This window comes from Clostridium sp. (assembly GCF_036660475.1).
Taxonomy (GTDB): domain Bacteria; phylum Bacillota; class Clostridia; order Clostridiales; family Clostridiaceae; genus Clostridium_J.
In genome coordinates this window covers 105,232-126,641 of sequence record NZ_JAVXAO010000011.1, presented here as the reverse complement: position 1 = coordinate 126,641, position 21,410 = coordinate 105,232, and the positions used below count along the sequence as shown (strand labels likewise).

At 28.4% G+C, this 21,410-nt stretch carries 28 protein-coding genes and 1 pseudogene; 21 read left to right on the top strand and 8 right to left on the bottom strand.

Annotation, left to right across the window (positions count from 1 at the left end; translation table 11 throughout):
• Positions 1-19 precede the first annotated feature (19 nt).
• The 3 genes from RSA29_RS14875 (at position 20) to RSA29_RS14865 (ending at position 2,501) form a co-directional block, all read left to right on the top strand.
• A complete protein-coding gene (locus tag RSA29_RS14875; RefSeq protein WP_346944577.1) occupies positions 20-1,225 on the top strand; it encodes a hypothetical protein in 1,206 nt (401 codons plus the stop codon).
• A 428-nt stretch (positions 1,226-1,653) separates the two neighbouring features.
• Entirely contained in the window at positions 1,654-2,136 is a 483-nt protein-coding gene (locus tag RSA29_RS14870) for a sigma-70 family RNA polymerase sigma factor (RefSeq protein WP_346944576.1), read from the top strand.
• Entirely contained in the window at positions 2,130-2,501 is a 372-nt protein-coding gene (locus RSA29_RS14865; protein ID WP_346944575.1) for a zf-HC2 domain-containing protein, read from the top strand. Before RSA29_RS14870 ends, RSA29_RS14865 begins: the two co-directional genes overlap by 7 nt.
• 384 nt (positions 2,502-2,885) lie before the next feature.
• On the opposite strand, the gene RSA29_RS14860 is transcribed toward RSA29_RS14865, so the two are convergent.
• Positions 2,886-3,749: a hypothetical protein gene (locus tag RSA29_RS14860; RefSeq protein ID WP_346944574.1), complete on the bottom strand. Its 864-nt coding sequence runs from the start codon at positions 3,747-3,749 to the stop codon at positions 2,886-2,888.
• A 363-nt stretch (positions 3,750-4,112) separates the two neighbouring features.
• On the opposite strand from RSA29_RS14860, the gene RSA29_RS14855 reads away from it, so the two are divergent.
• Entirely contained in the window at positions 4,113-4,412 is a 300-nt protein-coding gene (locus RSA29_RS14855) for a hypothetical protein (protein ID WP_346944573.1), read from the top strand.
• Positions 4,413-4,441: 29 nt separating this feature from the next.
• Positions 4,442-4,573, top strand: coding sequence for a hypothetical protein (locus RSA29_RS14850; RefSeq protein ID WP_346944572.1), 132 nt, complete (start codon positions 4,442-4,444; stop codon positions 4,571-4,573).
• A gap of 329 nt (positions 4,574-4,902) precedes the next feature.
• Here RSA29_RS14850 and RSA29_RS14845 read toward each other — a convergent pair whose 3' ends face one another.
• Complete coding sequence (locus RSA29_RS14845; RefSeq protein ID WP_346944571.1) at positions 4,903-5,844, bottom strand: Rpn family recombination-promoting nuclease/putative transposase; 942 nt, start codon at positions 5,842-5,844, stop codon at positions 4,903-4,905.
• A gap of 179 nt (positions 5,845-6,023) precedes the next feature.
• Between RSA29_RS14845 and RSA29_RS14840 the strand changes: the two genes are divergently transcribed.
• From RSA29_RS14840 to RSA29_RS14820, 5 genes are all read left to right on the top strand, one after another.
• Positions 6,024-6,257, top strand: coding sequence for a hypothetical protein (locus RSA29_RS14840; protein WP_346944570.1), 234 nt, complete (start codon positions 6,024-6,026; stop codon positions 6,255-6,257).
• A gap of 174 nt (positions 6,258-6,431) precedes the next feature.
• The gene (locus tag RSA29_RS14835) at positions 6,432-6,893 is read left to right on the top strand and encodes a hypothetical protein (RefSeq protein WP_346944569.1); all 462 of its coding nucleotides are present in this window, start codon (positions 6,432-6,434) and stop codon (positions 6,891-6,893) included.
• A 467-nt stretch (positions 6,894-7,360) separates the two neighbouring features.
• Positions 7,361-8,128: a HipA domain-containing protein gene (locus tag RSA29_RS14830; RefSeq protein ID WP_346944568.1), complete on the top strand. Its 768-nt coding sequence runs from the start codon at positions 7,361-7,363 to the stop codon at positions 8,126-8,128.
• On the top strand, positions 8,125-8,592 hold the full coding sequence (locus tag RSA29_RS14825; protein WP_346944567.1) for a hypothetical protein: 468 nt from the start codon (positions 8,125-8,127) through the stop codon (positions 8,590-8,592). The genes RSA29_RS14830 and RSA29_RS14825 overlap by 4 nt, the downstream gene beginning before the upstream one ends.
• Before the next feature lie 214 nt (positions 8,593-8,806).
• On the top strand, positions 8,807-9,124 hold the full coding sequence (locus RSA29_RS14820; RefSeq protein ID WP_346944596.1) for a PD-(D/E)XK nuclease domain-containing protein: 318 nt from the start codon (positions 8,807-8,809) through the stop codon (positions 9,122-9,124).
• On the opposite strand, the gene RSA29_RS14815 is transcribed toward RSA29_RS14820, so the two are convergent.
• Both RSA29_RS14815 and RSA29_RS14810 read right to left on the bottom strand, forming a co-directional pair.
• Positions 9,089-9,367: a GNAT family N-acetyltransferase gene (locus RSA29_RS14815; protein ID WP_346944566.1), complete on the bottom strand. Its 279-nt coding sequence runs from the start codon at positions 9,365-9,367 to the stop codon at positions 9,089-9,091. The genes RSA29_RS14820 and RSA29_RS14815 overlap by 36 nt on opposite strands.
• A 51-nt stretch (positions 9,368-9,418) precedes the next feature.
• Complete coding sequence (locus tag RSA29_RS14810) at positions 9,419-10,009, bottom strand: hypothetical protein (protein ID WP_346944565.1); 591 nt, start codon at positions 10,007-10,009, stop codon at positions 9,419-9,421.
• 358 nt (positions 10,010-10,367) lie between these two features.
• Here RSA29_RS14810 and RSA29_RS14805 point away from each other — a divergent pair, with 358 nt between their 5' ends.
• The 3 genes from RSA29_RS14805 (at position 10,368) to RSA29_RS14795 (ending at position 11,871) form a co-directional block, all read left to right on the top strand.
• Positions 10,368-10,538, top strand: a complete 171-nt coding sequence (locus RSA29_RS14805) for a hypothetical protein (protein WP_346944564.1) — start codon at positions 10,368-10,370, stop codon at positions 10,536-10,538.
• Positions 10,539-10,704: 166 nt separating this feature from the next.
• Entirely contained in the window at positions 10,705-11,367 is a 663-nt protein-coding gene (locus tag RSA29_RS14800) for an HAD family hydrolase (RefSeq protein WP_346944563.1), read from the top strand.
• 288 nt (positions 11,368-11,655) lie between these two features.
• On the top strand, positions 11,656-11,871 hold the full coding sequence (locus RSA29_RS14795) for a DUF3850 domain-containing protein (protein ID WP_346944562.1): 216 nt from the start codon (positions 11,656-11,658) through the stop codon (positions 11,869-11,871).
• A 519-nt stretch (positions 11,872-12,390) separates the two neighbouring features.
• On the opposite strand, the gene RSA29_RS14790 is transcribed toward RSA29_RS14795, so the two are convergent.
• The 4 genes and pseudogenes from RSA29_RS14790 to RSA29_RS14775 form a co-directional block, all read right to left on the bottom strand.
• Positions 12,391-12,711 (bottom strand): hypothetical protein, encoded by a 321-nt coding sequence (locus RSA29_RS14790; RefSeq protein ID WP_346944561.1) that lies wholly within the window; start codon positions 12,709-12,711, stop codon positions 12,391-12,393.
• A 188-nt stretch (positions 12,712-12,899) separates the two neighbouring features.
• Positions 12,900-13,087: pseudogene (locus RSA29_RS14785) on the bottom strand (BhlA/UviB family holin-like peptide).
• An 18-nt stretch (positions 13,088-13,105) separates the two neighbouring features.
• Positions 13,106-13,627, bottom strand: a complete 522-nt coding sequence (locus RSA29_RS14780; RefSeq protein WP_346944560.1) for a helix-turn-helix domain-containing protein — start codon at positions 13,625-13,627, stop codon at positions 13,106-13,108.
• A gap of 454 nt (positions 13,628-14,081) precedes the next feature.
• Positions 14,082-14,603, bottom strand: coding sequence for a hypothetical protein (locus RSA29_RS14775; protein WP_346944559.1), 522 nt, complete (start codon positions 14,601-14,603; stop codon positions 14,082-14,084).
• Positions 14,604-15,245: 642 nt separating this feature from the next.
• On the opposite strand from RSA29_RS14775, the gene RSA29_RS14770 reads away from it, so the two are divergent.
• From RSA29_RS14770 to RSA29_RS14735, 8 genes are all read left to right on the top strand, one after another.
• Positions 15,246-16,070 (top strand): hypothetical protein, encoded by an 825-nt coding sequence (locus RSA29_RS14770; protein WP_346944558.1) that lies wholly within the window; start codon positions 15,246-15,248, stop codon positions 16,068-16,070.
• A 136-nt stretch (positions 16,071-16,206) separates the two neighbouring features.
• Positions 16,207-16,821 carry a hypothetical protein gene (locus RSA29_RS14765; protein ID WP_346944557.1) on the top strand — a complete coding sequence of 205 codons (615 nt, stop codon included), beginning with the start codon at positions 16,207-16,209 and terminating at the stop codon, positions 16,819-16,821.
• Positions 16,814-17,686 carry a hypothetical protein gene (locus RSA29_RS14760; RefSeq protein ID WP_346944556.1) on the top strand — a complete coding sequence of 291 codons (873 nt, stop codon included), beginning with the start codon at positions 16,814-16,816 and terminating at the stop codon, positions 17,684-17,686. The genes RSA29_RS14765 and RSA29_RS14760 overlap by 8 nt, the downstream gene beginning before the upstream one ends.
• Positions 17,687-17,717: 31 nt before the next feature.
• A complete protein-coding gene (locus tag RSA29_RS14755; protein ID WP_346944555.1) occupies positions 17,718-18,392 on the top strand; it encodes an ATP-binding cassette domain-containing protein in 675 nt (224 codons plus the stop codon).
• On the top strand, positions 18,376-18,930 hold the full coding sequence (locus tag RSA29_RS14750; RefSeq protein WP_346944554.1) for a hypothetical protein: 555 nt from the start codon (positions 18,376-18,378) through the stop codon (positions 18,928-18,930). The genes RSA29_RS14755 and RSA29_RS14750 overlap by 17 nt, the downstream gene beginning before the upstream one ends.
• Before the next feature lie 56 nt (positions 18,931-18,986).
• On the top strand, positions 18,987-19,664 hold the full coding sequence (locus RSA29_RS14745; protein ID WP_346944553.1) for a hypothetical protein: 678 nt from the start codon (positions 18,987-18,989) through the stop codon (positions 19,662-19,664).
• Positions 19,665-19,691: 27 nt separating this feature from the next.
• Positions 19,692-20,372, top strand: a complete 681-nt coding sequence (locus RSA29_RS14740; RefSeq protein WP_346944552.1) for a hypothetical protein — start codon at positions 19,692-19,694, stop codon at positions 20,370-20,372.
• A gap of 572 nt (positions 20,373-20,944) precedes the next feature.
• Entirely contained in the window at positions 20,945-21,199 is a 255-nt protein-coding gene (locus RSA29_RS14735; RefSeq protein WP_346944551.1) for a hypothetical protein, read from the top strand.
• Positions 21,200-21,410: the final 211 nt, after the last annotated feature.

Here is a 21,410-nt window from a genome sequence, read left to right as displayed (position 1 = left end):
TATCCTAAATAGGAGCACATTGAGTAAGATAGAAACAGGTAATAGACTACCATCACTTAATCAACTTATACACATATCGAAGGTATTAGAGACTCCTCTCAATGTACTTTTATGTGAAGAAAACTTTGCGAATGTGCCTTCATTAAATAATACATATCTAAAACTAAAGAAATTATATGAAAATAAAAAGTACTACAATATTATAGATGAAATTACTCCATATGACTTTATTACTACATACTATGTAGGATTAAGTTATTACAAATTAGATTTTAAAAAAGAAAGTGAGGTACTTCTATCTAAATGTGAAAATCTTTTTTCTATGTTAAGAGATGATATAAAACCTATATATGTAGAATATTTAGCTATTGCAATAACTACTTTAAGAAGATTAAAAATAACATCATTTTCTAGTATTTATAATTTAGAGTACCTTAAAAAAGCTCTGTTTTTTTTAGAAATGTATAATATGAAAAATTGCAAAACATATTTTATTATTATAAATAACATAGGTGCTTATTATTTATATACGGAAGAATATAATGCCGCAATAAATTACCTCGAAACATTTCTTGCTAATAATTTTGATATAGTAACACTAAATATACTTTCATATATTCACCTTAACTTGAACATATCATATTTTGCACTAAAGCAATATGATAAAGCAATTTTCCATATAAAAAAGGCTATATTTTTTTATGATTACATTGATAATACAACTCAGATATGCGAATGTTATTTAAATCATTTTAATGCTCTTATATATGAAAACAGAGTGGAAGAGGCCTATTCTGTAATCAATGAAGTTTTAGACAATTTTACAGAACGCGATATTATTAATGGATTTAAATGCTGTGAACTTATACTTCTTTATAACACTAACAATATAGATTTAATATTAACTAAAAAAAATTCTATTATACATAATATTTTAAGTGAAGATATTAAAATTGATTTTTACTATGTAGTTGCATATGCATACTTTAAAAAATCAAAATTTAATCATGCCTTGAAATATTATAACTATTGTATAGATTATTTGCTTACAAATAAAAGATATTTAGATGCATCGTTAGCTTATGAAAATATGTATGTCATTACTAACGATGACCAGTATAAACATAAATCTGCAGAATATAAAGTTTTAAATGACAAAGAAAAATATAACTTCATAAACTGCAATATAACCTCTCCATGTTACTTCTTATATTTAGATAAATAACAATCTCAAGTCCTAAGGTTCCTTCTACATCACCTACTTGTTTAAAATTCTTCCAAGGACAAGATTTCCATAGAACTGCAGTTTAGTATTCGAAATTACCCCTGTTGTGAAAATTCTTCCAAGGGCAAGGTTTCCTTTGAACTGCAGTTTAGGAAGGTGAAATCCCCAAATTTTACACCCAAGGGTAACTTACGAAAGATCGAAGGGAATGATTTTGCTAACTATGTGGTTTTTTTACTTGCAAAATATGTTATAACGAGTTTAGTAATAAATTTAGAGTGATAGGTAAATAGGAATTTTATAAAAAGTTTAGTTTTGAGTGCAAGAGATACTTCTCTCAGCTTTTATTTTAAAATTATTTTTACTGTGTAACGAAATACTCGTTTTTAGGATATATAAAGTAGAACTGATTGAAAGGAGGAGATGCTATGGGTGACCGAATTGAAGAGATATACAAAGAACATTCTAGGAGCGTGTACAAATTTCTGCTATCCCTGTCTCGTGACACGGATACTGCTGAAGAATTGACTCAGGAAACTTTTTATCGAGCCGTATATTCTATTGACAAATATGATGGTAGCTGTAAGATGTCAGTTTGGCTTTGTCAGATTGCTAAGCATGTCTGGTATCAGGAATTGAGGAAGCGAAAGCGACATGATACGCAGCAAATTACTGAAGATATACCCGACTCATCAACACCCGAACAATCGCTTCTGTTGACTAATGATAAGTTATCCTTGTATAAAGCAATCCATGATTTGAACGAACCAATGAGAGAAGTTGTCCATATGAGACTTTCAGGCGAGTTTACATTTTCGGAAATTGGCGAAGTTCTTGGTAAAAGTGAAAATTGGGCGAGGATTACATTTTATAGGGCAAAGCAAAAAATAATGGAGGTGATGTCATGCTGAAATGCTATATTGTCAAAGATTTATTGCCGAGTTATATCGACGAACTGCTCAGCAAAGAAACGACAGAGGAGGTTGAGCTTCATTTGAAGGAATGTGACAACTGTCAGTTAGACTATGAAAAAATGAAATCTCCCGTGAAGGCATCGTTGCCATCAACAACGGATAAGGAGGTTGATTTTTTGAAGAAAGTTAGGCGCAAGGCGTGGGGTACCTCTATCTTCATCTTTGCGGTCGGTGTATTTATTGGTGTTTTTGGCATTTACATTGGGGAAACCGATGATGCACCTGGGGCTGCACTAATTGGTATTTTCTTTATGTTGTGTCTGGTAGTGCTTGGAGTGAAAGTTGCTTGGCGTAGACGTTAATTGTAGAGGTCGAATTTATAGCAAAAGAAGGGAGGCAATATCTTTTGCAAGATAATACCTCTCTGTGTATTTGAGTACTACCAAATTAGTATTGATACTACTTAGAGTGACAAATTCCAATTTGTGGAGCAGTTGTTTATTAATATTTAAAAGATAAGGCAATAATATTAAAAGTATTATTGCCTTACCTTATAATGAATTATAGAAATAATAGCCATTTTTATTGAACTACTCCACAAAATACTTATACAGAAATTATAGCTTGTACTCCACAATAAATTCCCAATTTAGCAGTTAGATTTGATGAACAATTTAAAATTACTTCCTTGAAGTTGCATTAATCTATATTGCAAATTGGAATTTAACGCTCATAATAACTTAAGATTATTCGCCATTAAGAACCCTCTTTAGACTTGCATCTATAGCCTCGTAATCTCCAGGATATTCTATAAGCAATCTATTTGATTCCATGATAGCAGCAGATTCCGGGGTTTGTACTGATTGTTTTACTGTAGGATCATCAATAGAATTAATGTAATCTAGTTGTCTCTGCCAATCTTTTTTTATTATTATATAGTATTCATCTTCAGTTCCATCTTGTTTCGTGTCTTCTTGTATATCTGTTTTTATATTGTCACCCTCTGGTTCCTTTCCTGCTGAACTTTCAACAGAGGGATCTGTAGGTTTTATATCTTCTAAATGAAACTCATTACTAAAATCTTTTCCATTGATAGTTAAGATAATTTCTATTTTACCAGTGGCTTCTGTTTTAGGAACTTCAGCTACGTAATGAATTTGTCTTCTTTCCTGTGACTTTATTGAAGCATCTTTTTCTAAATCAGAACCATCATCACTTTCTGCTACAGAGAAACACGTATACTCATTACTGTTGATTTTTATCTTTGCAGTGAGTATGTCATCTGCCATTTTAGCTTCATTATTCAAATTTTTCACATCCATAATTACATCTATATAGATATTGCCATTACTTTTCACCTCATAGTGCGAATAGTTTCCAGTAATAGTTGAAGGCTCTATTCTTGGTGTAACTTCAAGTCCATTTAAATAATATTCACAAACTCCCTGTACTGTATTAAGTTCCACAACACTAAATATCTCATTTTTACTAGCAGTTCCAGAACTTTCTTTTGTACTATCTCCACCACAGGCTACTACAAATAGAGATATAGCAACCACTAATAATATAACGAAGAACTTCTTCATTTTAATCTCAATCAACCCCTTCATTAAATTTTATTCAATCGTATTGTAACACAATACTTCCCCACTTAAAATAATCTACCTGGAAAATCCTTAATTATTTTTTAAAAGTTAACGTAAAAAATCAACATTTCCCTAGCGGCCTTAAACCTTGTGGCTCTAAGGCTACATGGGGCTAAGAACATAAAAACATAAAAACATAAAACCACGGAAAGGAGGATAATTTTAAATGACAAATATAAAATTTAGTTTATAGTTTAAAGTCTAATTTGTAGATAAGGCGAAATTAGTATTTAAATTTGTTCTTTGAAAATTGAATAGTATAGTATTTATAAAATATGTTACAATCAATTCATAACAGTATTAAATTGTGATTAATAGGAGAGTTGTATGCAAAATAAAAAACTTGGGTTGTTACTTTACTTAAAAACAAACAATCTAAGCCCCAAATTATATGTTTTAGGTTTTTTTACTTACATTATTCCAATAATTATTATTGCATCCCTTGATTCACCTCCCACTTTTATATCTGCAAACCTTATTGTTGGTATACCAATGAGCTTATTTATATTAGGGAATTTGTTGTCATTTCTTAAAAAGGATAAAAATGATAAAAGTAGATATTTAAATATTGCCTTTGTATTAGGAATTTTTACTTCTCTTATATTAAGGTATTTAGAAAAAATCTAAAGATTGGTTAACCTCTCACTTTTAATATTGTGCGTACAAGTATATTAAGACGAAATAACAAAGATATATATGCGATAAGTGATGATGGGGCTATGTTGGTTGACAGAGAAACTAAGGAGTTTGAAATGTTTGGGAATGTAGAAAAAATCGCTATTAATTAAAGGTGGATTTTGAGAATAGTCAGTAGTCAAAGTAATACACAATCTTCTTATAACATCAAAAATGACAAAAATAATAACTTATAAAAATGCCGTATTATTCAAATGAATAAGCGGTATTTTTACATCCCCATTCAAGGATAAATACCCATAAAAAAGATTGTATACATCCCTATACATCAAAAGAGAACCGCCATCTCTGACGATTCTCTCTTATCTCATTTTATTCTCACAGCTTGTAACTGGAATAACTTACACACCAGTAATCATAGCGAAATGCCTTTGAACTTAAGTCTATTATTAAAATTTTTTAAGATTATAGCTATCAACTACTAAAGATCTTCAACCTCTGATTCAGTTAAGCCGGTTATCTCAATTATTGTTAAAATATCTATACCCTTTAATTTCATATTTTTAGCTATCTCAAGTTTTCCTTCAAGCTTACCTTCAAGTTTACCCTCAAGCTTTCCTTTTTTCTTAGCTTCTTCTTTCATGTCCTTTAACATTGTAGCATTACTTGCAACCATGGTTTCAACCTCCTCCTCCATTGCTGATAATATATTAATGGCTGTCTCTGCCATCTCTTCTTCTACTGTGTTTTTAATCCAATGCTTTATTAAAGTTTTATCCTTTTGAGTTAAATTGTTAAAAAATAAAGCTATGGCTTTTATCCTTTCTAGAAACTCACTTGGATCTATCTTCTGATCTAATAGGAATATAGCTGACGTCATATTATTATTTCTAATTAGTTCCTCTTTAGTATAGCTATTATTCACATCGAATAAATCATATTCAAAGTTTATTATACTGTCTCCAAAAAGTTCACTGCCGCTTATCATATCGGAGAATCTTACTTTTGCATCCCATTTTGAATTTCCATTATAGAGAACAATAGGAATAACCGCTGGAATTTTTATGTTCTTATCCCATTGCTTGTGATTTTCATTTTTACAATGCTCTCTAAGTAATTCACTAATATAAAAGAATAATCTAAGTGGCATTCTATAATCTACCGTAGATTGAAACTCTAGAAGCACATAAAAGATTACTTCTACTTCTCCTATTTTAGCCTTGTAAACTATATCTGATTCTTGCTCATCATAATCTGAAAGTACATAAGATTTATTAACTAAAATTAAATCCTCTACATTTAACTCCTTAGCCCAAGGTGCTTTTAACATTCCTTTTACTAAATCCAAAAACACTTCTTTGTTAGAATATAAATCCTTGTAACTCTTGTCATGAATATTATTAATATCCTTTTTAAAATTCATTAAAATACCTCTTGTTTTATCTTATCATTAGTTTGAGTATTAACTTCATGTATGTTCTTTATACTTATATTATATAATAGATGAAGTTAAATTTATACTGCAATTTAAAACCATGAATTTAGTTTAAAATTAAAAATTAGCAAGCTCAAGCCCCAATGGCCTTTCTCATTACCCATGAGGTGAAAATTCTTCCAGGGACAAGGTTTCATTGGGACTACAGTTTAGGAAGTGATGATGTTAATTTTCAAAGACATAATTATACCAGCATTTCTATCTCCGAGGAAAATATCAAAGAAATTATTCATACTTTAAATGATATCCCTGAAGTCATTGATTATAATAGATTAGAGAATGTTGTATATTCATTACAAGATTTTATTAAACTGAATATAGATAATTTATTTGTTAAATAATTTAAAAATACTGGCTACAGCAAGTAAATCTACAAAATGCCTATACCTTAGACTAGAAATCATTAACTAAATCTTTGAAACATTAAATATACAGGATTCATAGACTTCTTGTATTTAATTTCTTTTTATGGTAAATTATTGTTATACAAATTCATTTCAAAAGGAGGGTAATTTATGAAGAAACAAACTTTGGTCTATTCTTCAATTTTAGTGATTGTTATATTAATTTCTATTGTTGCTTTTTCTAAACATAATGATGAAGAAGTTCTTATCACTAAGTTTATAGAAAGTTATTTTACCAACGATGATGAAGATGTTAATTTATATGAAAATTACTTTACAAAAGAAGGCTTTGAAAACTTTAAAACAAATCGTCATTTAACATCAAGAACACCTCAGGGTAATTCAAATCATAAATTTAATACAGAAATAAAAGATTTAGATATTAAAAATGTAACTAAATCTGATTCTGATATGCATAGCTACGACATAACATTTACACTAATAAATAAAGATACAAATAAAGAGGTAATAGTAAATCATACTATTAATCTTTCCGAAGAGAACAAAAAATGGAAACTTAATTTTAATAGAATAGATCAATTAACTATACCTTTAACTTCAATATTACAGTGATTAATTATTATCAAGTAATTCCTATATTTAGCAAGCTAAAACCCCAAGGTCCTGCCACAATAACCACAGCATGAACTTACGAAGGGCGAAGTGAATGAGTATTTAAAGGTAAAGAAGTTCTTATAACACAGGCAACAACATATAAATAGATTTTTAACCCCCTTAGAGTTCATCTAAGGGGGTATTTGTATTAGATGAATATAAGCACAGAATCTTAAAGTCTAAATATAAGCCTTATGCCCATAGATTTTATGAGTAAAAAACATAAAAAATCATGAAAGTTATAGGACCTAATGGGGGAGAATAAGTATTATATGGAATTTGTTTATGGTAGAATTGAAGATATGAAATAGCAGCGAATACTTAGGCAGCTGAAAATAAATAATAAGTCAAAATAGTCTAGTAGACTGACTTATTTATTTTTTAAAGCTACCTTAAAGTATGATAATAATAAGGGAGGAAAATTAATGAGTATAGATAATTTAAGAGAAATAAGTTTAACTAGTACTTCTAAGGGTATGCTATATAAATGTATTGGAAATTCAGCAGGTAAAAAAGTATATATAAAAACGGGAACCAAGCTTAAAAATAGGTTTTCGAATTTAGAGCCTATCAGTGAGGCTATGGGTTATGAGATAATTAATAAATTCCACATTGATTGCGCCGTAAATTATATAGAAAAAATGAATATACCTAATATAGATACAGAAGTATTAGTAAGTGTTTCAGAGGATTTCTTAGAAGATGATGAAGCGCTATTAAGTATAAGAAGCATTTTAGGGAACGTTAGTAGAGAAAATCTTTATAGCACAATTACTACTATGCTTCCTAACTTCAAGGTAGATATAGATCGAATGATAGTCATGGATTTTTTAATAAATAATATAGACAGGCATTTAAGAAACTTTAGTGTTATTTCTAAAAATGGTGAAGTATCAAAGTTTTCACCTTTATATGATCACGGATTATCACTATATGCAGATATACAAGATTTTGAACTTTCTCAAGATGATAAAGAAACTTGGGAGATGATAGACGAGTGTAAACCCTTTGCGGAATCTCACTATAAACAGTTAGAGCTAATAGGGGAAGTAAATATTACCCGGGTTCCAATTGAAGAAATTTTAGAAGTTGTAAGGGGATATAAAGAGTATTTATCAGAGTATAGAATTCAGTGTATTAATCATTTATTAGAGGTCAGATACAACTATTTAGTTGAGAAGGGGATATTATGATAGATAAGTACGTTTTAATGTGTAAAGATACTCCTGTAGGTGATTTAACCTATGATACAGCAAAGAAGGAGTTTGTCTTTGAGAAATATAGTAATATTGATAATAGAAAATACCTACCTTTAGGAATGTATAGTTATATGAACTGGAACCTTGAGTATATTCCTACCAGTGATGATATTAAGTTTTGGATTCAGGAGAGAGTTGTCCCAGAAGAAAGGCAAAATATTGATGAAATATTAAAGGCAATTGGACTTATATATTATGATTCTTGGGAAATTTGCAGAAGAACTAGGGGCATGTGTATGGAGGATTATTTTTGGCTTAGTAAGGGTGAAAAGTATGAAGATGTGCATATGAGATACCTTTCAGAGCAAGGAAGAATAAAAGAAACTCCAATTCCTTTTTATGCGGAAAATTATCCACCAGAGTTTAAGATTGTTGGGGATAGGATAATTAGGAATTGAAAATTTAGGTTTTTAAATTAAAGATTTAGGTTTTTAAATTGGAGTTAGAGTTGCAAGACTAAAATTCTTAATTGATTTTTGAAAGAATGTTATACTTTATATAAATTTATTATCTAAGAATACTAAGACTACTGTGAATAATAATGGTTTAGATATGGTGGTAATTGAGATGAAAAACATAATGGCTTTGATGGATTTATAGAGAGTATGGGAAATCGTATTTCATCTCTTTGATATCTCTGGAGAAAATCCAGAAAGAGTATATCATGCATTTATATTAGGTATGCTTGTATCTCTAAATGATACTTATGAAGTAATATCAAATAGAGAGTCTGGCCTAGGGCGATATGATGTAAGCCTAATACCTAAGGATATTACAAAAATAGGATTAATTATGGAGTTTAAAAGTATAAGAGTAAATTCTAAGGATACCTTAGAAAGTGCTATGGATAAAGCTATTATACAAATAAATAAAAAGCTTTATGATACTAACGGTTTATTTCAAGTACATGTTAGTAAACTTAACTCCTGAAAAAAATCCCAATTTATTGTATAAATTTTCAGTCGAATTTCCAATAGTCACACATAATATTGTAGCTGGCGATATTTTCTTTAAGTTTGTTAAAGCTTGCTTTATCATCATTGAACCAATCCCAAAATTTCTATATATTAGTTTTACTGCCACTTCTCCAATTTCAGAAAAATTATTATCACAAAATCCGTTAATTCCAGCTATGCATGCTGCAATCAATTCATTTGTATTTTTATCAAACACAAGAGTTTAACCATCAAGAATACCGTTCTTTTGGTATATATTTAATACATATTAAGCATCTTTTATGGATTGTTCTACGGATTGTTGTCCGAAGACTTCATAATCTATACCGCCAGAATAACTTTCAAAAAACAATTTTCCTATTTGAGGAGCATCAGCAATAGTTGGTGTTTTTATTATAAAATCTTTACCCCAATCAATTTTATGAAATACTTCAGTTGGTCGAATCATAACTCTTCTTGCATGCTTTATACAATATCCTAGCTTTTTAAAATGTTCTATATCCTCAGGGATAACACCATATATTCTAATAGCATTCTCATCATCATTTCTCCATTGTAATAAAGCATCATTAAGAACACTTATAACTGTAAATCTATCATAACTATATGGTGCTTCCATAAAAAAAGAGCCCATCAAGTTATGACAAATATTAACTCCACCAATTCGTTTGTCATCCTTATATATCCAAAATAAATTATCAGTATCTATTTTATGTAGAGTTCTTTTCTCCCAACTGAATCTAAGTTCTAAATCCACGTTTGAATATATAGTTTCATGAATTCCAAACTCAAATTTATCAGCTTTTTTTAGCATAAAACCATTATTTAATATATATTTTTCAAATAACTTACTATTCAACTCTCAAAGAACAAATTCCATACTGTTTCCCTTTTCCTATAAATTAAATCTTAAACTATAAACTAAATTTTATATTTGTCATTTAAAATTATCCAGATTTCTGTGTTTTTATGTTTTTATGTTCTTAGCCCTATGTAGCCTTAGAGACCACAAGGTTTAAGGCCTCTAGGGAAATACTGTTTTTTTACATGATTTTTTAAAAAAACTAAGGATTTTAATCCTCCAACTCCAATTTTAAATTTTGAATTCTTAATTTTAAATTACAACTAGTATACATTGAAAAATTTCATATTTAATTTTTTGTTTTAGTCATATCAGGTTATACGCTTATGTGAAAATTATTTTCAATTTATATCTTATGGATAGCAACAGTAATGTACTAATATTTTTAAAGGTTGTGATACGGATACAACCTTCGAAAATATTGGAAGAAGAGATTCAAGAATTTAAAAATGAGATTATTAATATAGTCAATAAATCTAATGAAGAATTTGTAGGTAATACGAAACAACTATTGATATTTCAATAGTATGATGCTTTAAAATTATCAAGAGTTCTATACATCTATGTAAATATATAGTCAATATGGTATAATTTTTATATTAATTAAGTCGGAATTATAAAATAATGTGAATCGCTTGGAAATTGTGGACTAGATATTGTTAATATTGATTATAAATAAGGGAGTAAAGCATATGATTTTTGATACAATACTTTTTGACTTGGATGATACAATACATGATAGAAACAGGTCATTATCTAAGTTTGTAGACCTTTTTAAACTAAAATACTCTGAAGTATTGGACTATGATAGTATGGGAATCATTAAAAATATTTTTTTTGAAATTGATAAACAAGGATATAAACCAAGAGAAGAAATGTTTAAAGAATTACAAGACAGAGTTTTATGGAGATATAAACCTGACTTAAAGGAATTAATTGATTTTTGGAATCTGGAGTTCCCCAAATGTGCTGAACCCATGCCTAATTTATATAATGTTTTAGATTATTTTATAGATAGGAATATAAAAATGGGGATTATAACAAATGGGAATTCTGATTTTCAAAATACAAAAATTGATAAATTAGATTTTAGAAAGTATATGAAAACTATCATTATTTCTGAAGAAATTGATATTAGAAAGCCTGATCCTAAAATATTTCATCTTGCGTTATCTAAAATCAATTCAAAGAATGAAACTACCCTATTTGTTGGAGACAATCCTATAATTGATATAAAAGGAGCAATTGATTCTGGTTTAACATCTGTTTGGTTAAGTCATGGACAAGTATGGAATTTAAAGCAATATACACCTAAATACATTATTAATAATATATCTGAACTTATGAAAATATGAGTAAAACAGTTCATTTAACCTATTATATTAATTTAATGTAAGGTGCTATTATGTCAAAGTATAATTAAATAATTTATTCATAATACCTTATTATTCAGTAATGAATTCTACTAGTTGCAAGAATATCAAGTATACTCACAATAAGTTATAAGAAATACTCAATAAGAAATAAGGCACATAGCAAACATTTCTCGAATATTGGTATAAAAATAAAGTATTGTCCTATTTGTGGGTATAAGTTAAATGATGAATAATTCAAGGAAATGATAATGAGGGAGAGGTTTTAAAATGATACATGAATTAAAAACTGAAAGTAAATATTTCAATGCAGTATGTGAATGTAAGAAGAAATTTGAAGTAAGAAAAGATGATAGACCATTTAATGTGGAAGATACTTTAAATTTAGTTGAATATAAAGAGGGTCGTTTACAGTATGCCGAGTGTAATGTAAGTATAACTTATATTTTAGGACGTAATGAAGATGAAAAGGAATATGTACCATAGGGTTATGTACCATAGGGTTATGTGATTTTAGGGATTAAGCAATTCATAATTCAATGATAAATACCCATAAAAAAGATTGTATACGTCCCTATACATCAAAAAAGAACCGCCATCTCTGACGATTTTCTCTTATATCATTTTATTCTCACAGCTTGTAACTGGAAGAACTTACACACTAGGTATCATAGCGAAATGCCTTTGAACTTAAGTCTATTATTAAAATTTTTTAAATTTAAGGTGATTTATCAACACCGACCTTTTTTCTTTCGTAGTTCAATTGGTGGTCAAATGTCTTATGATATATATATTTCTGTACTAAATATAGCAATAGAGTATCAAGGCAAACAGCACTTTGAGCCTATTGAATACTTCAGTACATCTAAGGGGGTATTGGTATGAATTTTACACCTCATGGGTAACTTACGAAAGAGCTAAGTGAATGAGTTTGCTACTCATCATAATATTTCTTTAATAGAAACAGATAGTATTCCATTTACATATCTTTTACTTAGATTGCTATTAATTAAGATTACTATCATTATTGTTTTTAACATATTTATTAATTTTAACCCATCTATTAGGGGTCATCAAAACTGCCGCTACAAATCCACTAGAGCCTGCTGTTATAAATATTAGAGAAAGTTGATAATAAATATCATTTATATCCTTAGTTGTAGATCGTAGCAGAAATATACAAGCTAGTAGAATAAGAGGAATATTATACACTAAAATTTCTATGAAAAAGAACTTGAATTTACCACCTTTAATCTTCTTTTCATATGACTTGAGTTTTTTTAATTCTTTATTATAAATGATAACACCTCCAATAGTAATATACAAAATATAACATGTGATAAAACAAAATGTCCATAACTATATAAATTATGAACATTTTATTTTACATATTGTTTTATCTGATGTCTAACGCTTTAATATATCTTCTTATAAGTTGGAATTAAGAGCCGCCACGACCCTGGATTAGTTCGGCTAAATTGAGTGGGAGGTTTAAACCTCCTACTCAATAAGTCTCACTTTATGTCTTCTACATTCTTTTCATTTCTTCAACTATTATCAATTTATCTGTTATTTTTGATATTATATCTTGGTAAGTTTTTTCTCTTTTCTCTTGAGCTTTTAATATATATAATAGCAAGAATACACTGAGTCCTGCCCACACGCCTTGGGATAGGGCTGCTGTTAGAATTTCAGTTTCCACATCGCCACCCCCTTCATTTTAGTTCAAATATTCTTTTAAATGCTTAATTGCAACTTTGTGAATTTTACTTACTGCTTGTCTACTTATACAAAGGTCAGTTGCTATTTCTTGATCTGTATACTCATCATAATATTTCTTTAATAGTACACATTTTTGTTTTTCATTTATAACCTTTCCAACTACAAGTTCATTCAAAAACATTTCATGTTCAATATCTTTATATTCATTACAATCTACTTTAAAAGTATCAGTTAATTCAACTTCTATAATTGAGTTTGTTTTATTAAGTCTATAATATTCTCTATATAATGATTGTTGTATATAAGTCACTAGTGCTCCATCTGATGAATTGATCATATTTATTAATTTAATTCTATAGACTAGTTTTATAAAAAATATAGTTAAGTCAGTTCTTCCACATTCGTCCTTTATTTTCCAAGATAAGCTATTGATTATAGGTTCAAACTTAATTAATAGTAATTTCATACTCTCCTTATCTCCGGATTTAGCTCTTTTTATTAAGCTACATATTGATACCACTACACATTCCCCCTAAAAGCTTATTTGTATTATTAATGAGGTATATAATTACATTAAATGCAACTTGTGTAACTTAACTCTTTAATATTAATGTTACACTACACTACTAATACAAAAGGATATATGCATATGGAGATACTTATTGTAAAAAAAGCCCAATATATTTATAAAAATTATAAATATATTGCACTTTTTAAAATATGAAATTCTAATTTAGGGAACTATCCTTGAAAAGTAGGTATATTTAGTGTTAATGTATTACATAAATTCAATTATCCCGCTACACCCCTTATTGAACAATTCCTTGAATTACGAAACAAAAATACCGCATATTCATTCTGAATAATACGGCATTTAATGAACTTATATAATTTTATAATTGTTGAATGTTATAAGAAGATTGTACATATAATCTCGATTACAAATTGGAATTCATCATCGTTTCGTATTATCTTCATAGTAGTTGACTCACAGTTTCAACAGCATTTCCATTTATATCAATAAAAGTAATACTTCCAATATTTTTAGGTAATACAAATACAAAGGGTTTACTGCTATCAATTTTTATCATTTGAGTTGAATTGCCATCATTTATTTCCAGTCTTTCTACTTGCTGATTATTGAGTGAAATAAATGCCCGTTCGTTATATCCTTCAATAGAGAATTCTACAATATATCTTTCTACTTCTGCAATATTACCGCCGCCTCTAAAAAAATATCCGAATGATATCCCTAGGCGATTAACATAAATGGAAAATGTATAGTCATATTTGTCTTCTGGATAGAAAATCATAGCAGACATGGTATCGGATGTATCTTTTGCCACTTGCCAATCCTTCACGATTTTTTGAGATTTACGGGCATCACTTTCAATGGATGATTGGCTTATACCTATATCGTTGTTAAAATACAAAAAAAGAACAGAAACTAATATTACAGCAAGTACTACACCCGTCAATTTAATAATTTTTTTCACATTGTCACACCTCCTAATATAAATAACCTATAGTGAAACATTTAATACAATTCTCCATCAATTTTAAAATTTACTCTTGATAATGCAGAGATTTCAAACCCCTATAATTCTATCCAGTACCTTAAAACTTTTTTACCTGTCTATTTAGAAATTATAGTATTTTCTAATTTTCCTCCATTGCTTTCAATGATTTTCTTTGAACCTATATTATCAAGATCACATGTTATCAATACTTTTTCAAATTCAAGTTCTCTTGCTTTGTCTAATGCTAATTTTAAATTTATGTTTATTATTCTGAAATCATTCTATACGTCGTAATAATATACAACTACATTCAAATCAATTTGTCTTGTCCACATTATAACATATTTTGTAAATAACTTACTATTTAATATTCAAAGAACAAATTTTAATACTGTTTCGCTTTACCTGCAAATTAAATCTTAAACTACTTTTTCCTTAGTATTCATCTACACTTGTATTGTTGAAACTATAAATGTTTTTAAATCAACATAAATTAATACCCATAAAATACAAAATTTTATATTTAGTGAAATATATGATAATATAGTAAGTAATAGTATAAGCCTCATCGATTGAAGCTTATAAAGCGATTAATCTATTAGAATTGAAGGTGAAATTTTGAAAAATAAACTTATAAAAATTGAATTGACTAGAGCAATTAAAAGTAAAACTATGATTCTTGTACTTTCTTTAGGATTATTAATTACAGTATCACAAATTTTTACATATGTTATCCCAATATCTAATTTTAGTGAAAGGGTTGTGGCAGATAATTATCCAATGACATGTCCTACTACCGCATTTCAGGCCTGGATTGGGAATGTTAATATACTTCCACAGAGTTATATTTTTTTTGCATTATTGCCATTATTAGCAGCAATACCATTTGCAGATACCTTTTTTACTGACAGAAAGAGTGGATATATAAAAAATGTCCTTTTTAGAACAAAAAAGAAGGATTATTTTTTAGCAAAATATATAGCTACTTTCATTTCAGGTGGACTAGCTATAACAATACCATTACTTACTAATCTACTTATTACTGCTATGTTTTTACCCTCATTTGTACCTCAAGTAACTCAAAGCTTTGGAATAGGGCCAGCACATTTGTGGAGTACATTATTTTTTACCCATCCTTATTTGTACTTAATTGGATTTTTAATGATAGATTTTATTTTTAGTGGATTGATAGCTACTATTGGATTATCAGTGACCTTCTTCATTGAATATAGATTTATGGCGTTAATTACACCATTTATAGTATATATGTTTGTTTACACGGTAATAGGTTCTTTTAATTTAGTTAAATATATACCATTTTATTTTTTGCAGCCAGGATTTGAAGTGTGTAATGGATACATAGTTTTAGGAGAAATTATTGTATTATCAATTATTACATTTGGTGTATTTTTCTTCAAGGGAGTGAAAGACGATATATACTAATTTAAAACATTGGACAAAAGAGTTTTTAAGAAACATAAAATGTAACTATTTAATAATCATAGGATATATGATGATTTTAGCCATTATAATTTTATTTCATATTAGAAGTGGAGTATTTACTCATAATATTCAAAGTGTGGCAGATGCATTTATATATGTATCGGCATATTGGTTTTTTGGAATTGAAATTATGATTTTAGCAAATTTTATGCTTTTTAGCATTATTAAAGATGACTTAAGGATAAATAGTATTTTAAAACAAAAGAGTAGGACTTTATTATGGATAAAGCAGGTATATAAGATAGGCTTATTATCTATATTTTCTTCAATATGGATTTCCCTTTGCACTTATTTCTTTGGTGGATTAATGACTAGATACTTTATAAACTGGAATAGTGTCAATAGCATTTACTTTAAAATAAATAACACTGTATGTAACTCTATAAGTTTAAACTATGTAATTACAATGTTTTTATTATGTTCCTTTATCAGAATTATTCTAATATTAACTATTTCATTATTAATATATTGGATAACAAACAAGAAGATTATAAGCTGGCTATTCGTTGTAATTTTGGGATTTTTAGAAATTTCAGTGCCAGTTATATATAAAGTGATAACTGTTGATTACACAGCAATTAATAGTACCTACAGATTAATTGTCGGTTTTTCATATGGCATAGTTCTTATATTAATAGCAATAATATTAGGAGTTATTCTGGGAAAAAGAAAGGAATTTTATTATGAATAATATAAAACTTGGTGATGAGAAGAAAAAAGGAAGTTTCTTTTTACAGATTAAACATGATTTTTATAAAGGTACCATAGAGGGATGGAAAAGATATGTTGTAGCCCTATTCATATTTATATTTTTGTGTTTTGTATTTCAAATAAGAGCTGAAAAAATTATACAATTTAATAATCTTAATAAAGAAATATCCTTTTCAGATTTTATATTATTTATGTTTAGAGGAATAAATGTTATTGGTGGAAATGCAGTTGAATTACAAGATAAATTGCCTCAATGGTTTTTAGTAAATATATATTTAAGTATTATCATTGGATATTTTCCATTGAAGGATTTAAGCGAATCAGGAATTCAGGTGTTAATTAGAACTAAAGGCAGAGTTTCATGGTGGCTTGGCAAGTGTTTATGGGTCACATATAATGTTCTAATCTATTATACAATTTCTATCATTGTCATAACAGTTTTTTCACTTTTCCATGGAGGATTATCACTGGAACCATCAAAGGAGCTAAATCTGATATTATCAAACCTAGATATTTCAAAGTTTAATTTCAAAGGAATACTAATAGTTGGAATAATACTTCCAGTTATTACGTCTATTACTTTTTCATTAATACAATTATTAATTTCACTCTTTACTAATTCAATTATAAGTAACATGTTTATCATTACTGTTTTAACTCTAACACCTTTTTATTGTAATTCATTTTTTATAGGTAATTATTTAATGATATTACGTAGTAAGTTAAACATTGGAGACAGTGGAGTAAGTATAGTATATGGAATAGTTATATGTGTAGTATTATCAATCGCAACCATATTTATAGGAGCAAATAAAATTAAAAGGTATGATATTTTAGAAAAGTAATCATTAAAATGAAAAAGTAAGGAGCATGAATATGGATATAGAAGTAAGAAACTTAACAAAAAAAATTTCAGGTAATTTAATTCTTGATAATATAAATATGAAAATTAACAGTGGTAAAATATATGGCTTAAAAGGGAAAAATGGTTCAGGGAAAACTATGTTAATGCGAGCTATTTGTGGTCTTATTTTACCAACTGAAGGTGAAGTTATAATTGATGGACAAGTTCTTGGAAAGGATATTTCTTTCCCAAATAGTTTGGGAGCCTTAATTGAAAGTCCAGGTTTCATTGCTAATTATTCCGGATTTAAAAATCTTAAAATCTTATCAGAAATACAAGATAAGATAGATGACAATAAAATTAATGAAGTATTAACTATGGTTGGACTTGATCCAAAGGAAAAAAAGAAGTTTAAAAAGTATTCATTAGGTATGAAACAAAAGCTAGGAATAGCAGCTGCAATAATGGAAGAGCCTGAGATAATTATTCTAGATGAACCAACTAATGCTCTTGATGAAAGTAGTGTAATATCATTAAGAAAAATATTACAAAAATATCGAGATGCAGGAGCATTAATAATTATTTCATGTCATGATAGTGAGGAACTAGAATTTTTATCTGATGAAATTTTCTTTATGGAAAATGGAAGGTTAAAACCATATAATAAACGCCAAAAGGAAGGTGATAGTTATGAAGAAGAAAAGTAAAGTAATATTACTGACTATTATTTTTATTTTGGTTGTAATAATTGGGCTAAGGTTTAATTATATAAACAATAAATATCCTAAGGCACCTGTAGAAGCTTATAACCTAGGGGATACCATTGAATATAGAGGTATTAAAGTAAAGGTAGAAAAAGCTAAATTTATATCTGACAATGAAATAAAAAATATGAATCTAGAAGAATCTACTTTTTTTGAGAATGCTGAAAGAAAAGCTATTGTAGCAACAGTTAATTTCAAGAATACAAGCAATGAAAATCAAAGTATAGAATGTGATTTTTTTGAAGCAGAATCTATTGATTGGCATAATGGTTTAAATTATGAAATGTTTACTGTAATGAATGGAAAAGAAGCAAGCCCAAGCTTAACTTTAGCTCCAAATGAAGAAATTACATTAGACTTACCCTATGAAATGTTTGATTTTCAATATAATAGTAGTGGTTGGAAAAAAATTGAGGAAGTACAATTTAGTTTAACATTAGATATATATCCAGTAAAAAAGTGTGTTAAACTTCAGATTTAGAATATGTACTTTTATATATTCAATATTATATTAGTGTTGTGTTGGGAGATTAAAAAATGAAAGAAAAAATCGGGAAATTGATTACCCAAATTACTATAGCAGCCATGTTTATTTGCAGTGTCTATATACTTATAGTTAAAGGTATACCTCTTTCAGGAGAAAATGTTTGGAATAATGAAGAAATTGCAGAGGAAAATGTGGATAGCGGTGAGAAACAGAAAAAAGAAGAAAGTGAATTGAGGTTATATCAAATAGGAGAAGCGGTTACATTTGGACCCTATACATATAAGGTGAATTCAGCAATGGAATCAAAAGAAAAAGGAAACTTTCCTGCACCTACAAATTGGAGTGAACGATATACATTTGATGAAAGTGGCAACATAACTGGAGATAATTCTTATGTAGTAGTTAATTTAACTATTGTGAATAATACAAAAGAAGTTAAGGTACTCTACTTAAATAGCATGGGATTAGTAGTATATAAAAATAATACTACTACTGAATGTGATTATAGTGAGTGTGTCTCTTCAAGTAAACTGGAAGGTTATGGGAGAAAAGATTATTTTAAAACAGAGTTTGAACCATCAGTAGAATATACCTATGATCTTGTATTTATAATTCCAGATGAATCATTAAAAACCAATGAAGGGCAGCTTGGAATAAGAAGACAAGACCCCACAACCAGAAAAGAAGATGAAGATAAGATGAGATGTGTAGAAGTAAAATTCCATTAAATAGATATTAACATAAGGAGGTAAAAAGTGGGAGGAAAAATAGGAAAAGTGATTTACAAAATCATTATAGCAGCCATGTTTATTTGTAGTGTCTATTTACTCATAGTTAAAGGTATAACATTTCCAGGAGAAAATGTTTGGAATAAGAAAGAAATAGCCCAAGAAGATGTAGGTAATGTTGAAAAGGAACAAGAAAAAGAAGAAATTGAAAAAAAGGTTTTTCAAGTAGGAGAAGAGTTTACATTTGGACCCTATACATATAGGGTAAATTCAGCAATGGAATCAAAAGAAAAAGGAAACTTTCCTGCACCTACAAATTGGAGTGAACGATATACATTTGATGAAAGTGGCAACATAACTGGAGATAATTCTTATGTAGTAGTTAATTTAACTATTGTGAATAATACAAAAGAAGTTAAGGTACTCTACTTAAATAGCATGGGATTAGTAGTATATAAAAATAATACTACTACTGAATGTGATTATAGTGAGTGTGTCTCTTCAAGTAAACTGGAAGGTTATGGGAGAAAAGATTATTTTAAAACAGAGTTTGAACCATCAGTAGAATATACCTATGATCTTGTATTTATAATTCCAGATGAATCATTAAAAACTAATAAAGGGCGGCTTGTAATTGAAAGGCAAGATGCCACAACCAGAAAAGAAGACGACGATAAGACAAGACTTGTAGAAGTAAAATTCCATTAAATAGATATTAAGAGCAAGCTCAAGTCCCAAGGTCCTTTTGCAATTACCCTTTGGGTTAAAATTACAACTATCCAAATTTCTGCGTTTTTATGTTTTTATGTTTTTATGTTTTTATGTTCTTAGCCCCATGTAGCCTTAGAGCTCACAAGGTTTAAGGCCTCTAGGTAAATACTGTTTTTTTACATGATTTTTTTAAAAAATCAAGGATTTTAATCCTCCAACTCCAATTTTAAATTTTGAATTCTTAATTTTAAATTACAACTAGTATATATTAAAAAATTTCATACTTAATTTTTTGTTTTAGTCATATCAGGTTATACGCTTATTTGAAAATTATTTTCAATTTATATCTTATGGATAGCAACAGTAACGTACCAATATTTTAAAGGTTGTGATATGGACACAACCTTCAAAATATTGGAAGAAGAGATTTAAGAATTTAAAAATGAATTTGTAGGTAAAGCGATTTAGTTAAGAAAAGATGTTCTTTGAAAATTGAATAGCGTGATATGTACAATCTGTGTTATAATTAATAGTAAAATACGACTTAATTGTGAGAGGGTTGGTAATCCATGTCTAAATTTTGGAAATTAGATTATAAAGGGCATAAAATAACGGTTGAAAACACGTGGTTTAATGGGGAACGACTTTATGTTGATGATGAACTTCAAGATGAACAAGTAGGATTAAGTAGTAGATCCAGATTGTTTGGTATAATTAAATTTGGAGACGGTTCAGGCGAATCAATCAAAGTATCACTAGGTGGAGTGTGGGTTATTAATTGCAGAATATTTATTGATAACAAATTGGTAACGTCAAATAGGTAAGTAATAGGGATAACCATATTGATTACGAATAATACTCCTTATTTTCCCAAAATAAAAAAGGATTAATTCTGTTAATTCATAAAAATAAATAATAGACTTAAATATCGCATTATTCATTACTGAATAATGCGATATTTTTTCGTTCTCAATTCAACAAAAATACCCATTAAAAAAAGATAAAAGTACTGAAAATTTAAGTTTTGAGTTTTAT

What these genes read in the sequence shown, in the direction of transcription:
- RSA29_RS14870 (WP_346944576.1), top strand. Translation starts at nt 1,654, where the DNA reads ATGGGTGACCGAATTGAAGAGATATACAAAGAACATTCTAGGAGCGTG.
- RSA29_RS14865 (WP_346944575.1), top strand. Translation starts at nt 2,130, where the DNA reads ATGCTGAAATGCTATATTGTCAAAGATTTATTGCCGAGTTATATCGAC.
- RSA29_RS14860 (WP_346944574.1), bottom strand. Translation starts at nt 3,749, where the DNA reads ATGAAGGGGTTGATTGAGATTAAAATGAAGAAGTTCTTCGTTATATTA.
- RSA29_RS14855 (WP_346944573.1), top strand. Translation starts at nt 4,113, where the DNA reads ATGCAAAATAAAAAACTTGGGTTGTTACTTTACTTAAAAACAAACAAT.
- RSA29_RS14845 (WP_346944571.1), bottom strand. Translation starts at nt 5,844, where the DNA reads ATGAATTTTAAAAAGGATATTAATAATATTCATGACAAGAGTTACAAG.
- RSA29_RS14835 (WP_346944569.1), top strand. Translation starts at nt 6,432, where the DNA reads ATGAAGAAACAAACTTTGGTCTATTCTTCAATTTTAGTGATTGTTATA.
- RSA29_RS14830 (WP_346944568.1), top strand. Translation starts at nt 7,361, where the DNA reads ATGAGTATAGATAATTTAAGAGAAATAAGTTTAACTAGTACTTCTAAG.
- RSA29_RS14825 (WP_346944567.1), top strand. Translation starts at nt 8,125, where the DNA reads ATGATAGATAAGTACGTTTTAATGTGTAAAGATACTCCTGTAGGTGAT.
- RSA29_RS14805 (WP_346944564.1), top strand. Translation starts at nt 10,368, where the DNA reads ATGGATAGCAACAGTAATGTACTAATATTTTTAAAGGTTGTGATACGG.
- RSA29_RS14800 (WP_346944563.1), top strand. Translation starts at nt 10,705, where the DNA reads ATGATTTTTGATACAATACTTTTTGACTTGGATGATACAATACATGAT.
- RSA29_RS14795 (WP_346944562.1), top strand. Translation starts at nt 11,656, where the DNA reads ATGATACATGAATTAAAAACTGAAAGTAAATATTTCAATGCAGTATGT.
- RSA29_RS14760 (WP_346944556.1), top strand. Translation starts at nt 16,814, where the DNA reads ATGAATAATATAAAACTTGGTGATGAGAAGAAAAAAGGAAGTTTCTTT.
- RSA29_RS14755 (WP_346944555.1), top strand. Translation starts at nt 17,718, where the DNA reads ATGGATATAGAAGTAAGAAACTTAACAAAAAAAATTTCAGGTAATTTA.
- RSA29_RS14750 (WP_346944554.1), top strand. Translation starts at nt 18,376, where the DNA reads ATGAAGAAGAAAAGTAAAGTAATATTACTGACTATTATTTTTATTTTG.
- RSA29_RS14745 (WP_346944553.1), top strand. Translation starts at nt 18,987, where the DNA reads ATGAAAGAAAAAATCGGGAAATTGATTACCCAAATTACTATAGCAGCC.
- RSA29_RS14735 (WP_346944551.1), top strand. Translation starts at nt 20,945, where the DNA reads ATGTCTAAATTTTGGAAATTAGATTATAAAGGGCATAAAATAACGGTT.